The organism is Lysinibacillus sp. NPDC096418, assembly GCF_044762775.1.
GTDB lineage: Bacteria > Bacillota > Bacilli > Bacillales_A > Planococcaceae > Lysinibacillus.
Map to the genome: position 1 here is coordinate 299,255 of NZ_JBIWEY010000002.1, position 13,225 is coordinate 312,479.

General features: G+C 34.4%; 14 protein-coding genes. 9 read left to right on the forward strand and 5 right to left on the reverse strand.

Going from position 1 to position 13,225, the window contains the following annotated elements; translation table 11 throughout:
• Positions 1-85 precede the first annotated feature (85 nt).
• Positions 86-838: an amidohydrolase family protein gene (locus ACIQZG_RS04010; protein WP_402753873.1), complete on the forward strand. Its 753-nt coding sequence runs from the start codon at positions 86-88 to the stop codon at positions 836-838.
• A 74-nt stretch (positions 839-912) separates the two neighbouring features.
• Here the strand turns inward: ACIQZG_RS04010 and ACIQZG_RS04015 are convergent, their stop codons facing one another.
• From ACIQZG_RS04015 to ACIQZG_RS04030, 4 genes are all read right to left on the reverse strand, one after another.
• Entirely contained in the window at positions 913-1,629 is a 717-nt protein-coding gene (locus ACIQZG_RS04015) for a CPBP family intramembrane glutamic endopeptidase (protein WP_402753874.1), read from the reverse strand.
• Positions 1,630-1,730: 101 nt separating this feature from the next.
• A complete protein-coding gene (locus tag ACIQZG_RS04020) occupies positions 1,731-2,426 on the reverse strand; it encodes a hypothetical protein (RefSeq protein ID WP_402753875.1) in 696 nt (231 codons plus the stop codon).
• On the reverse strand, positions 2,423-3,289 hold the full coding sequence (locus ACIQZG_RS04025) for an ABC transporter ATP-binding protein (RefSeq protein WP_402753876.1): 867 nt from the start codon (positions 3,287-3,289) through the stop codon (positions 2,423-2,425). Before ACIQZG_RS04025 ends, ACIQZG_RS04020 begins: the two co-directional genes overlap by 4 nt.
• Positions 3,290-3,292: 3 nt before the next feature.
• Positions 3,293-3,652, reverse strand: coding sequence for a GntR family transcriptional regulator (locus ACIQZG_RS04030; protein ID WP_402753877.1), 360 nt, complete (start codon positions 3,650-3,652; stop codon positions 3,293-3,295).
• A gap of 631 nt (positions 3,653-4,283) precedes the next feature.
• Here ACIQZG_RS04030 and ACIQZG_RS04035 point away from each other — a divergent pair.
• The 6 genes from ACIQZG_RS04035 to ACIQZG_RS04060 all read left to right on the forward strand — a co-directional run bounded on the left by ACIQZG_RS04035 (position 4,284) and on the right by ACIQZG_RS04060 (position 8,482).
• Positions 4,284-4,511 (forward strand): hypothetical protein, encoded by a 228-nt coding sequence (locus tag ACIQZG_RS04035; RefSeq protein WP_402753878.1) that lies wholly within the window; start codon positions 4,284-4,286, stop codon positions 4,509-4,511.
• Between the two features lie 234 nt (positions 4,512-4,745).
• Positions 4,746-4,943 (forward strand): hypothetical protein, encoded by a 198-nt coding sequence (locus ACIQZG_RS04040; RefSeq protein WP_402753879.1) that lies wholly within the window; start codon positions 4,746-4,748, stop codon positions 4,941-4,943.
• 385 nt (positions 4,944-5,328) lie between these two features.
• Positions 5,329-5,502, forward strand: coding sequence for a hypothetical protein (locus tag ACIQZG_RS04045; protein ID WP_402753880.1), 174 nt, complete (start codon positions 5,329-5,331; stop codon positions 5,500-5,502).
• A gap of 546 nt (positions 5,503-6,048) precedes the next feature.
• Positions 6,049-7,011, forward strand: coding sequence for a DUF3885 domain-containing protein (locus ACIQZG_RS04050; RefSeq protein WP_402753881.1), 963 nt, complete (start codon positions 6,049-6,051; stop codon positions 7,009-7,011).
• Between the two features lie 131 nt (positions 7,012-7,142).
• Positions 7,143-8,012, forward strand: coding sequence for a Clp protease N-terminal domain-containing protein (locus ACIQZG_RS04055; protein ID WP_402753882.1), 870 nt, complete (start codon positions 7,143-7,145; stop codon positions 8,010-8,012).
• 2 nt (positions 8,013-8,014) lie between these two features.
• Entirely contained in the window at positions 8,015-8,482 is a 468-nt protein-coding gene (locus tag ACIQZG_RS04060) for a class I SAM-dependent methyltransferase (RefSeq protein ID WP_402753883.1), read from the forward strand.
• Positions 8,483-8,949: 467 nt separating this feature from the next.
• On the opposite strand, the gene ACIQZG_RS04065 is transcribed toward ACIQZG_RS04060, so the two are convergent.
• Complete coding sequence (locus ACIQZG_RS04065) at positions 8,950-10,395, reverse strand: MDR family MFS transporter (RefSeq protein ID WP_402753884.1); 1,446 nt, start codon at positions 10,393-10,395, stop codon at positions 8,950-8,952.
• A 192-nt stretch (positions 10,396-10,587) separates the two neighbouring features.
• Between ACIQZG_RS04065 and ACIQZG_RS04070 the strand changes: the two genes are divergently transcribed.
• Positions 10,588-11,487 (forward strand): TetR/AcrR family transcriptional regulator, encoded by a 900-nt coding sequence (locus tag ACIQZG_RS04070; protein ID WP_402753885.1) that lies wholly within the window; start codon positions 10,588-10,590, stop codon positions 11,485-11,487.
• A gap of 475 nt (positions 11,488-11,962) precedes the next feature.
• Positions 11,963-13,030, forward strand: a complete 1,068-nt coding sequence (locus ACIQZG_RS04075) for a DUF4085 family protein (protein ID WP_402753886.1) — start codon at positions 11,963-11,965, stop codon at positions 13,028-13,030.
• The last annotated feature ends 195 nt before the right edge of the window (positions 13,031-13,225 follow it).

Below are 13,225 nucleotides of genomic sequence, written 5' to 3' on the forward strand. Positions count from 1 at the left end.
GGTTGAAAAATACTTGAAGCTACTATTATTTAGATAGAGCTAAGTTGGTTTGGAAAAACATTTTTTTCTGTATATGGGGGATTTCATGGAGATTTTTGATGCGCATTTTCATATTATTGATTTTGATTTTCCGGTAAAGGAGAATCAGGGGTACATACCACCGAGTTATGTTGTGGAGGATTATATATATGAGACAGCTGATTTCAATGTGACGGGTGGGGCGATTGTATCTGGTTCGTTTCAAGGTTTTGATCAGGGGTATTTAGTAAATGCACTTGCACAAATGGGCCCGACGTTTTATGGGGTAACGCAATTACCTTACACTGTTAAAGATGAAGAAATCTTAACACTGCATGACAAAGGTGTGAGAGCATTGCGTTTTAATATTAAGCGTGGGGGTTCAGAAGATATATCGAAGCTCGATTATTTTTCAAGACGTGTGTTTGATTTGGTCGGCTGGCATAGTGAGTTATATATCGACGCACAGGAACTGCCAGAAATTGCGCCAATTCTTCAGCGTTTACCAGCGATTTCAATTGATCATTTAGGATTATCGGAAAAGGGTTTACCGCATTTAGTTAAGCTTGTGGAGCAAGGGATTCGTGTGAAAGCGACTGGCTTTGGACGAGTCGAGCTCAATGTCGAACATGCATTGAAGGAAATTTATAAAGCAAATCCTGATGCCTTACTGTTTGGCACAGATTTACCGTCCACACGTGCAAAGCGTCCGTTCAAAGCTACTGACATCGCACTCATTCAAGAGCTATTCGATGCAAAAGCATCCGAGAAAATTTTATTTTCAAACGCTCGTACATGGTATACAAGAACAAATCGCTAAGTTATTTTTACTTATTAAGATAACAATGCCAGTGCTTGGTTGAACGGCCTTGGCATTGCTTCGTATTTACCATTTTAAGTTAATACTAGAAATTGCAATTTTTTCTTCACGCGTTTCCACAGGAAAATTGTGTATATGAATAGTACGAATATAATGATCATTGCTGACACCATGGAACTTTCCACATTGCCCATAAGGTTGAAAAAGTTATTTAAGCCGTGGAATAGTATGGTCATAATAATGGATTGACCATCTACAATGAGTAAAGAAAGAACAAGACCTACAAGCAGCGCATATAAAATTTGTATAATAGTATCCTCAATCGATTGTCCGCCAAGAAGTTGTAAGGAATGTGTTATACCGAAAAGTATACTAGTAATCCAAATAGCTGAAAAAGTACCTTTCGCTAACAGCATCCGCAGCATGATCCCTCTGAAAACAGTTTCTTCAATAAATGCTACGATGAACATCTGCATCAAAAACATGAACAATAAATCACTAAATGAATCAACATTCAAGCCTTTCGTACTGAATAAAATGATACATAAAACAAGAAGAAGCGGTGAGGCTATTAAAATACTATTTTTATTGATATTTTTAAAGAAGTAATGGTCCCACTTCTTTTTGATTGCAATGTATAGAATGAGTCCTATTGCTAGTGGTATCAGCATAACGAACTGTAAAAACAGGCTAGAAGGCTGTGTAAACGACACATAGGCACCGTTTAATACATAGAAAAACATCAGAAGTAATTCCAAGCCAATAATTTTAAAGATGACCTTTTTGTTCATTCGGTTGATTCCCTTCATGACAAATTTTCTTATAACCATACATCTTATGGTCTGGATTCAATGCTTAGATGTTTTTTTGCATATTTTGTATAGGAAACACATTAAGTAGGAATTGCAGATGCTTTTCGTAATGCGCTTGTAATCACTGAGTAGAGCAAAATAATTACAAGTAGCAAGCCGCTTAATATAGCGAAAATCGAAGCTTTTGACAGCATTTCAAATAGTGGTGTATACCATTGAAATATGATGAAGATGATAGGGATTAAAGCAAGAGTTCCGATAAAGCTGTAGCCACCAATAGTCCCAAAACGATAAAAGACTACATTCAGTAATAGACCAGAGATTAAGCAGAATAATAGTAATACAAAGTCAAAAGCGACTGTCAGCATAAATGGTTGGGCAGTATCGAAAAGTAAAATTGGATGAATGATAATAAAATCTTTTACATCTAACAGGTTGGAGAAAAATGCAATGAGTTTATGCGTACAAGCAATAATGACAGCACCAGCAATGCTCCAAGTAAGAAAAAATAAACCTATATGAAATACATACTGGATGCGGCTTAAGCCAAGCTTTAAAAAGTAAGGCATTGTTCTATTTAAGATCTTAGAAGACATTATGCTGTAAAAGATATAAACAGGAATGGAGATAGTTATAGCGAAAGAAATATACTTACCGAAAAATGAATCTAAGAAAAATGATAGAAAGACGATTGAAAATAAAATAATCCAGAAAATGATATTTTGTTTCTTATAGCTTTGAAAAAAGACGTATAAACTACCTTTTAATATATTCATTTATTTGACCCCGCCTTCCGCTGTTTGCTTAAATACACCAACATGTCTTGCAGCGACACATTTTCAAGCATAATATTTTCGGACGCCATTTGTTTACCATCTGCATACACAATAGCTGTCATTTCATTCATAAAGGATTGTTTGTAAATTATCTCAAATCCATCAATTGCCTGTTCAACGTAATGAGGTAAGCCTTTTACAGCAACGACATGTTGACGCCATTCATCTGAATTTTTTTGTAGCAGTAATTTCCCCTCATTTAGAATTAAGATTTCTTCGAATAACTCACTCGCTTCATCAATTAAATGCGTTGATAATATGAATAATCTTGGATTTTCGATCTGCTGTTCAATTAATAAATCGTAAAATGTATTTCGTCCAGCTACATCCAAGCCGATATACGGTTCATCAAAAATCGTGATGGCGGTATTACTAGCAAAGCCTGTAATAATACCAAGTGCAGACACCATCCCCTTCGATAGGCTTTTTACTTTATCTTTTGGGTTGAGGGCAAATACTTGTAGCAACTCTTTAGCGAAAGCATCATCCCATTTTGGATAGAAGAAGCTATTGGCTTTCAGGCTTTGTGCGATGGTCATCTCGTCTTGAAAGTTTCCACTTTCTGCAACGAAACAAATATCACTTAAAATGTGTGAGGCATTGAAGACATTTTCTCCGTTGACGCAAATTTCCCCATCAGTTGTTGTGATAAGCCCAGCTAACAGATTCAAAAAAGTCGTTTTTCCGGCTCCATTATGACCTAAAAATCCAATGATTTTCGGTCCTTCAATTTTCAAGTTTATATTTTCTAATGCATGTTTATGCTTAAATGATTTACTAACATTTCTCGCCTCGATGATCATACGTTAACCCCTTTGTAACATATTTTGTAATTCTACATCTGAAATGCCTAATCTAGTTGCTTCTTTTTTCAATGGTTCGATATGTTGCTTAAAAAAGCTGAGCTTACGTTCCTCAATTAAAATTGTTCGTGCTTCGTTACTAACAAACATACCCACGCCACGTTTTTTATAGATAACCCCTTTATCCACTAATTCGTTCACGCCCTTTCCAGCAGTAGCTGGATTGATTTGATATTCCTTAGCAAACTCATTTGTCGATGGAATGCGATCTTCTGGTTGTAACATACCATCGAGAATGGCATCCTCAATACGCTCGCGAATTTGTTGGAAAATAGGTTTTTCGTCATTTAATGATTGCTTCACAATCCACCTCCAGGTCAATTGGTTAATTACTTATGTAACTAACTGTATAACACGTTGAATTTTCTGTCAATTTGTTTTTTAGAAAAAATTGTGCATTGTACAGATGTACAGAACAAATAAAGTTGGAATCGTACAAAAAAGTTGGAACCGTACAAAAAAGTTGGAATCTGTGGATAACTTTCCACCTTATTATCAAGTAAACATAAATACGCGTTTTAGATAAAATTCATAATAATAATGTCGGTAACTAAACATAATTGTTATAAACAATGCTTGTTTTCTTAGAGATTGTTGCTATTCAACTACAGTTGAACAAGTATCTGTGTCTAGTGGAAAAAATATTTTCAAGTGAAGGTAAAAAGGAGAAACGATGAAAAAAAGCTTTTAATAAAGATGCGGTATTGAATGTTATTGCTATCGCTGTATTAATGCTGTTAATAATTGAATTTCTATTTGTGTTAACTGTACCTTTGTAATAAAGATTGATTAAAGATCCTGTGTTGATGCAGGATCTTTTTTATTCAACAATCGGGCCATAGTATTGAATAACATTCTTTTACAAAATATTACCAAACAACTGTTTGGGAAGGTTATAATTCAACTAATGAAGTAGTACATAGGAGGTAATCTTTTGGATAAAAAAACAAGTCTAATTTTAGGGTCGTTATTCATTTTAACTAGTGGATTAATTTTTACGATTGAACGCTTAACTGCATATGTATATTGGTCAGCACAAATTCATACTGGAACGTGGGATACTATACCTCAAACAATGCCGTTATCCGATAACCTTTTTACGGGGTTATTTTTTCTTGTTGGTATCGCCTTAATTATTCTGTCTTTCAAAAAAAGTAATTAAACTATCTGGTGCTTTAGAGCAACAAGCATTTCAAAAAGTCCCCAAACACCGCTTTGGGGAGGTATTTAATTCAACAATCGAGCCATTTGAATTCATATATTCAAGAAGTTTTAAATAAACGCGTTTTAAAATAAATAGTACGCTTTTCTCATTTAAGGACCACGTTGTTAAATAATGGATTAAATGGTACCATTGTAATAATGAAGTTCAAAGAAAGGGAGGGAGGGGAGAGTAATGTTTGATTCCATTTTATATATCTTTCCTGCTTTAGCATTAGGAATAGGTTTACTATTATTTTTTGTTGGTAGAGCAAAGAGAAATAATAAACTTATATTTGTTGGTTTAGGATTTATAGTCTGTCTGATTATGGTTGAATCACCTGATTTTATTCAAGGTTTTATTCAGGGATTTCGTGATGAATACAATGGCTAACTCAATACAACGATTGGACGCGATTGTTTAAGAAGCGTCTCTATTTTTATTAAATTCAAGATTACTTTAGTTCATTAAAGATTTATAAAGTATGCAAAATAAATCTAAATAATGTTCCAAAATGCAAGTTTGGGACACGGAAAAAATGATCTTCAACAATCGGGCGCTTTCCTGGAATAAGGAAAGTGCTTTTTTCATTAAAGGGCCATATTATTGAATAACATTCTTTTATGAAATGTCCCCAAACGACGCTTTGGGAAGGTTATACTTCCACTAACGGGTGTAGTTGTTGAATAAGGGCTGTGCTTTAATTGGATTAGATTGGAAAAAAGTGTATATTAAAATTAGAACAAAATAAATTTATATGTAGGGAGATGACTACTTTATGAAAAAGAGAATTTCTATAGTATTAACAATGATAGCTATCATTACTTTTGGTGTTTTTATTTTTTATGGGTCTTTGACCGAGGCTAATAAGGAAACCGACAGTATTGTAATAGATAAAGATGGAGAAGTAGTAGAACCACTTAGTGGTAACAACGATAATATAGGTCATTAATACACATTAATATCGGTAGACATTTTTCTTGACGTTCTATTTGTACCAATACTCTCTTAAGCAATCGGGCGTTTTAGTGCAACAAGGACTTATAAGCTATACAAAACAATCATAATAAACGTTCCCAAATGAAAGTTTGGAGAGAGACCGAAATCCAAGAAATACTGTTAAACCAACATTTCTTGGATTTTCCTTTAAATATTGTTTATACAGCTTTTTATGCAAATATATAAACAGGGCTACGATAGTACTTTTCAAGATTATGTAGAGTGTATTATCTGAATAAAAATCTGTATATTTGGCGCATTAAAACAAACTGCATTTTTTATCATTCATCATTCCTATACTTCAAGTACAGGGCCTTTAATTGAAAACCGATATTCAGCAATCGTGCGCTTTCCTTGAAGATCATTGAGTTGCATAAGCAGCTCTTTTTTTCTTATTGAACTAACGGAGCAGGTTAGTTGAATAAGGATCCTATAAGGAGAGATCGAATTTACCAGCAGACTAGAGATTATACAGAATTTATTTATGGGAGGAATTCCAATGAAGGAAAAAATATTGAAGTACATAGAAAATAATTTCCCTACCTTAACAAGCGATTTGTATCTAAGGTTCGAACTAGGTGACCCATATAAAAATGGAACTGAAGAAAGAATTAATCAAGTTGTTACAAGAGTGACCACATTATTCGAAGAAGTGTTCAAGCCGGATGATTTTATTTATCTTTATATAAAAGATTGGGATGTAACAGAGGGTGTTATGTTTGGAAATAACACCCCAGAATACCTGTATGATTTATTAAATAAACAAAATATAGAAGAGGAAACTTTCTTCGATTTAGATGAGGATTATGATGAGGTAACGGGTCAAACAATAGAAGTTAAGAATGAATACAAAGTGAAATTTGTATACTCAGAATTAAAGTCTGTACCCTACCAGGAAATACTTGAAGGTATAGGGAATTATGAACAAGGAAGAGAACCTTCTATTGGACAATCTGTGTACTTTATTAGTACTGACAAGGACATAATATTTCATATGTATGACGACCGTGGATGTGATGTTTTTGGCTTAAATAAAGATACTCTTGTGCCCTATTACCATAAGTTTAGGAAGTGGATTTTAGATTATAACCGTATTGAAATTGACGACGCTTTTGAAGAAGGTTTATTTAATTATTATGAAACTACCGAGGAAAAAGAAAAAAGGCTTAGAGAAAACAGACTGAAAGTAAAAGAAACTAAAATTAACTTATCTCAGGACAATACATGTCACATTACTCATGCTCTTGCCATACCAAATGAATGTGCAGAAGAATGTATCAATGAGATAGGTGGAACAGGATTTAATATCGCTATCGATAATAAAAATAGTGAGTGTACTAATATTAAAGCAACAAAAACAGAGGCTTTGGCGCTTGTTGATTATCAAACTGAACTTATGTCTTTATATTCAAAAAAATATAAAGGTGAGTATATAGGATGGTCAGTTAAAGAAGCTTTTTAATTAGAAAATCCTTATTCAACTAGAAGAGTGCATTAATTAAAGATCATTGAGTTGCATATCCAGTTCTTTTTTCATTTTTGAACTAACGAAGCAGTTTAGTTGAAGAAAAAATTAACAGGGAGGAAAGGTACTTGAGATTTACTGAAAGAACGTTAAGAATTCTAAAATATGCAGAAACAGAAGCTGAAAGGACAACCAAGGTTGTTTATCCTGTACACTTACTAATGGGGGTATTACTCGAAAGAACAGGTGTGTGTGCTGAGTTATATATTAATTATCCAAATCTTACAGAGATATTAAACGAACGAGTTAGGGAAGTGAAATTTAATATGGAAGATGAAGGTATTAGTTATGAACCTTTTACATCAAATATAACGCAAACCACGAAAATGGTAATAGCGAACGCAAATAATCGAATGAAACGATTCAAACAAATTTTTATAAATGAAGGTCATATAGTAGATGCAATTTTTAAAATTAATGACCCTTTAACAAGAGCAATACTTGATGGATTGGATTTTTCTCGTATACTTGAAATCGTGGCTTATCCCAGAGATATGATAGTTTCTTTAAAGGATTATTCGTTTCCACCTATTCCAGCAAGTAATTTAACTTTTAAAAAAGCAGAGCAAAGCGATTCTGCCTCCTTGAAAACCTTTGTAGAAAAAGAATTTGGAAAAGGATGGTTAGACTCTATTGAAAACGGTTTTTTACAAGTAGATATTCCTATTTTTATCGCTTTAGAAGACCAAAATCTTGTAGGTTTCTCTTGCTTTGACGTTGTTCGAGGGAAAAAAGGATTATTCGGTCCAATGGGTACATCTTTTTCAAATAGAATAAATGGAATAGGAAATACTCTGCTTCATCTATGTTTAGTTGAAATGAAGGAAAGAGGCTATGAATACGCTATTATTGGAGAAGTTGGTCCCCTTGAGTTTTATGAAAAATCTTGCAATGCCGTTGTTATTTCTAAAAACTTTCTAAACCCTGAAGAGAAATAGAAATGGATATAAAAAACTATGAAAAATTATATTCAAATATGGAATACCACTTTGGTATAGAGCTGAACAAGCTTGTGATTAATATGCTTGATTTCTTACCTTCCGATTCGCTTAAAGATAAAGTTGTCCTTGACTTAGGATGTGGTGAAGGTAGAGATAGTGTCTTTCTCGCTAAAAAGGGTTTTAAGGTAACAGGGGTAGAAATTTTAAGGAGTGGACTACTTAAGGCAGAAAAACGGGCAAAAGAAAATGGATTGAATATTAATTTAGTTGAGGAAAATGTAAACGACTTAGTTATTTCTGAAAAAGTGGATGTCCTTCTTGGTATGGGCATTTTACAATACCTTATACCTGAGAATAGGTTAAATCAAATTCAGCATTTTAGAGAGATGACTAACTCTGGTGGAGTACACGTTTTATTTGCCTTTACAGAGCATCCAGAGGTTGAGGAAGCTCCTCAGTTACTATGATGACTGGGAGCCGTTATTAATAAGAGAATATATAATGAAGGATATTACGTTCGATAAAATCCCACACTCGCATTATAAAACCGTTTTGATTGTTAGGAAACCCTAATGCTGTAAGTTTGTGAAAGATTGTACTTAAGCTAACGGGGTGCTTTAGTTCAATAACGATCTTCAACAATCGGGCGCCTTCCTGGAATAAGGAAAGTGCTTTTTTCATTAAAGGGCCATATTGTGGAGCAATATTTTTACTGCAAATTAATGAACAAGCCCCGCAAGTATAAATGCTGCTGTATCAACTGTTTGCGCCATTTGTATAAAAAGATGCATAAACATTAGTCCTCGCAAAAAAGGCGCGAATGTTGATTTAACAACATTTGCACCTTTCTTTTGGGCTTTTAGTATTTATTATATGTTTAAAGAATGGTAGTGCGATTTAGGAGATTAATGGCGAATTTTCTCGCCCTCCTTATCTATTTATCTGAAGCATCTGGCTCACTTTCGGCTTTAAAACTTTTCTTTTTAAGGAAAAGAGCTAAAATAAACGCAATTCCAGATACGATTAATGTCGCTAAAAAGGCATCGTTAACCCCGTTAATGGATGATTGAAGCATTAAATGTTGCTGTGATGTTTGGTCGGTTACTTGACTTGCTACAGCCGCCATATGGGTTTTCGTACGGCTTACCATCACTGATATGAGTAAGCTTGTTCCAATTGCGCCAGCTACCTGGTTTAAGGTACTGTTAATCGCAGTACCATGTGGTGTTTGGTCGGTTGTTAACGAGTTTAGCCCATGCGTTTGGATTGGCATGCTGACAAATGACATACTTAGCATTCGTAAAGCATAAACGACTGCGATATAAGTACTTGAAGTATTCTCATCTAATTGTGCAAAGGCAATCGTTGTCCCAATGGTAATCATCACACCGATCAGTACTAACGTTTTTGCCCCGATTTTATCGAATAATCGACCAGCAATTGGACTCATAATCCCGTTTAAAATGGCACCAGGTAATAAAATTAAGCCGGTTTCCATCGCCCCAAGTCCTTGTGTGTTTTGTAAAAACAGTGGAATTAAAATCATCGCAGAGTACATCGCAATGATGTTTGTCGCTGTAATTGCTGATGCCAATGCATATTGTGGCGATTTATAAATCCCAAAATCTAACATTGGATCATCTAAACGGAACTGGCGAATGATTAATAGTGCTAAGAAGACACAACCTAGTACGATTGGAAGCCATACGAATGTGTCCCCCCAACCTTTATTCCCGGCTGAGCTAAAGCCGTATAAAATGCCACTAAAGGCAAAAGCAGAGAAAAAAACTGATAGTGTATCGATTTTTCCTGAATAGCTTGGTTTCGTTTTATCTAAGCTAAAGTAGCCGATTAGCCAAACAATCCCCATAATCGGTACCATTATTAAGAATAAAACATTCCAGCTATAATGTTCGATTAAAAATCCAGATAATGTAGGACCAATAGCTGGTGCGAACATAATAACAATCCCGAATAGCCCCATCATCGAGCCACGTTTTTCTTTCGGGAATGATGTCATTAAGTAGAACGTCCCCATTGGCATTAACAGTGCAGAACCTACACCTTGGATTAAACGACCTGTTAATAATAAACCGAATGAACCTGCAACCCCTGCTAGTAATGAGCCGATAAAGAAGCTCCCGATGGACATTAAAAATAGGTTGCGTAACGAATATTTCTTCATTAAGAAGGCAGTTGTCGGTACTAAAATGGCGTTGACGAGCATATAGCCTGTTGTCATCCACTGAACTGTGGATTCTGAAATCGACAAGTCATGCATGATTTCAGCCAATGCGACATTTAAAAAGGCATTGTTTAGTAACGCAAAAAATGCGCCGGTAATTAAAACAATTAATGTTGTTTTTGTAGATGATTTCATGTGGTTCAACTTTTCCTTTCCCTAGTTGTATTCTTTTAGTAATCAACTTAAATATACTTTAAGTATAAAAATGAACTGCAAGTATAAAATGTATATTAAACCTTTTGTTTTTAAAAAACAAGAAAAATATACTTAGGTTCTAAAAGAGGAATCGTAGTATAATGATTGTATTCATGTGAGGGAAGTGAAAAGATGGAGGACAAAAAATTAGCCATTATCCAATCATCGTTTAATTTGTTTTTAAGCCAAGGCTATCATGCAACCTCGATTCAAGACATATTAAATCAATCCAATGTTTCAAAAGGAACATTTTATAAATACTTTGAATCGAAAAGCTCATTGTTACAGCAAACGCTACTTTACAGAGAAGAACGTATTCAGTATCAACGAGATTTATTATTAGATGAGGATAATCTAGCGGACCGTGATGTATTCATTCAACAAATAGAAGTGACGTTCTTAAATAAGGGGACCATCAATATGTCTGAATTAATGGATGATGCAGCCGTTTCAGATGACTCTAGTTTAATTAAATTTATGAAGGATTTGCGAAATGCGTTTATCGAGTGGCTTTATAAACGATTACAACAGGTTTATGGCATGAAGTACGAGCCTTATATTGCGGAGATTACACTCGTGTTTGCGGGGATTTTACAGAATTTATTTCATTTCTCGAATTTAATGGATCATAAAGAGGATGCGTATATCCCATTAATTGAATATAGTCTGACAAGTACAGAAAAGATTATTGCGAGTAAAGCAAACGGAGAGAAGCCATTGGTGTCAAACGAGGTATTTGAGCAGAACTTCAAAATTAACCAGCAGGTCGATTCAATATTTAGTGATTTTGCCATTCATACGAACAGTTTACGGAAAGCCATAGAGCGCTTATATGAAGAAGATGCACAAATAAGTGAATTATTATATGAGTTGGTCACATTTGTACAACAAGAAATCGTGACAGAACAGCCGAATCGCTCCTTAATTTTAAGTGCGATGACGACGATTCATTCATTTGAAAAAATTCATACATCGAATGAATTAGCGGATTTCCTAGAAACGATGAAAAATTTAGGGTATGAGTTGCTCTAGTGATTGATTGTTGGTACTAATCCCATTAGAAAAATCCGTGGCATAATAAATGAAAAATGCTACGGATTTTTAGGTCCCCAAAGCGTCGTTTGGTAACATCTTTAATGATTAACATTGTAAATGCATAAATCTGATACCACCCTTTATACAACAAACGGGCGCTTTTCCTTAGTAAGGAAAGGCGTCTTTATTCATGGAAAGGGCCAGATTATGAAATTATTTAGACAGTTTAGTTCAATAAGAAATAGCAATGAAATAAATGATATATTTAGAAATAAAGGGATGAGGTTTGCGAAATGAAGAAAATAGGAACTATCCTTTTAGTTTTGCAACGCCATCAATTATGTATAAAGTAATCAACGACTTAAAGGTATTCTGAAGTTCAAGTCCCTTAGAGTCTAGAAGAATAAACGGAAGTATCTATTATAATATTTATTCATTATTTTTCGCTATACAACTAAAAAGGAGTGGAATGATGTTTTTCTTAACACATGAACGACAAGAAGTATTCAATGCAGCACATACATATCCATTTGAGGAAGAGTTCGATGCTGAATTTGAAGATCATTTATATGAGCATTTAGCCGAGTATATAGATGTCTTACCACAAAAGTTTCAGTCGGGAATTATTGAACGAACTTTATTTCGAAATGATATTTTAATGAAAGAATTTGAAGAATGGTGCAATGTGACAATTGAGCAGTTCACAACTAAGAGTAATGCTATTTATGAAAAGCGTGAAGCAATTGTTGAACGCTTTAATCCGTCTGCACAAACCGTTTTTTCACAATCATTTCATGATGGTAAAATTTTAAATGCTGAGCAACAAGGAAATAATTTTACGCTTCTATTAGATATGAGTGGCGGGTTTACAGTCGAGTCAATTGTACAATTAGTTTTTCATGATGCACAAACAGAAGGTAATCTAGAAGGCTATTACGTGTATGATGAATTACTAAAGATCGAAGGTAGATTTGCATTACGAGTTTTATCTAGTTTTGGTAGCCCTTATGCTGAATGGACGGTTTTCTTCAAAGATGTGTCAGCAAAATACTTGTATCGCCCTGCAGTTTATATTGAACCGGGAGAAGTCGCTACGTGGGATGATTATGTTATTGCGCTAAATCTAGATGACAAATACTATATTGTAAAAGATATGCACTTTGTAGAGATTGATTTGGCTACTCTTTCGCAAACGGATAATGGGATTTTTGCTGGAGGGTTATTACTAGGTGATACCTTTGAGGAGGCAAGAGAGCGAATTTATTGTGCTACTTATAAAGATCCTTATGCTCATTTTAGTGAGCCTATTCCGACTGATGAGTTGTTATTTGCTATGTTTGATTTAGACCAAAATATACGAGTACGTGCCTTCAATACAATTTTTGCACTAGGAGAGGATGCTGCATATATCGTTAATGATGCGCTACGTAAAGTCGATGTAAGCGCAGATGAAAATATGTATTTTAGCATTATAGCAAGCCATTTCGATCAACTCGGTTGTTTAGAGGATGATGTAAAACTGAAATGGCCTAGGGAATAAGAAGAGTGCTGTTCAAAACGTTCTCCGATTGAACAGCCTTTTTGTTTTTATTTAAGCCAGTATAGCCTGAGATTTTTTTTATCATAATTTTCTTAATACCTGAAAAACATCTTTTCTTTTACTAGCCGAGCTAATAGATGAACCTACATTACTCCATTAAAGGGCCATAATGTGGAATAATAAAATTTGTCATTA

Excerpts from the sequence above, each read along its gene's own strand:
- ACIQZG_RS04010 (WP_402753873.1), top strand. The coding sequence starts at position 86 with ATGGAGATTTTTGATGCGCATTTTCATATTATTGATTTTGATTTTCCG.
- ACIQZG_RS04015 (WP_402753874.1), bottom strand. The coding sequence starts at position 1,629 with ATGAACAAAAAGGTCATCTTTAAAATTATTGGCTTGGAATTACTTCTG.
- ACIQZG_RS04020 (WP_402753875.1), bottom strand. The coding sequence starts at position 2,426 with ATGAATATATTAAAAGGTAGTTTATACGTCTTTTTTCAAAGCTATAAG.
- ACIQZG_RS04025 (WP_402753876.1), bottom strand. The coding sequence starts at position 3,289 with ATGATCATCGAGGCGAGAAATGTTAGTAAATCATTTAAGCATAAACAT.
- ACIQZG_RS04040 (WP_402753879.1), top strand. The coding sequence starts at position 4,746 with ATGTTTGATTCCATTTTATATATCTTTCCTGCTTTAGCATTAGGAATA.
- ACIQZG_RS04045 (WP_402753880.1), top strand. The coding sequence starts at position 5,329 with ATGAAAAAGAGAATTTCTATAGTATTAACAATGATAGCTATCATTACT.
- ACIQZG_RS04050 (WP_402753881.1), top strand. The coding sequence starts at position 6,049 with ATGAAGGAAAAAATATTGAAGTACATAGAAAATAATTTCCCTACCTTA.
- ACIQZG_RS04060 (WP_402753883.1), top strand. The coding sequence starts at position 8,015 with ATGGATATAAAAAACTATGAAAAATTATATTCAAATATGGAATACCAC.
- ACIQZG_RS04065 (WP_402753884.1), bottom strand. The coding sequence starts at position 10,395 with ATGAAATCATCTACAAAAACAACATTAATTGTTTTAATTACCGGCGCA.
- ACIQZG_RS04070 (WP_402753885.1), top strand. The coding sequence starts at position 10,588 with ATGGAGGACAAAAAATTAGCCATTATCCAATCATCGTTTAATTTGTTT.
- ACIQZG_RS04075 (WP_402753886.1), top strand. The coding sequence starts at position 11,963 with ATGTTTTTCTTAACACATGAACGACAAGAAGTATTCAATGCAGCACAT.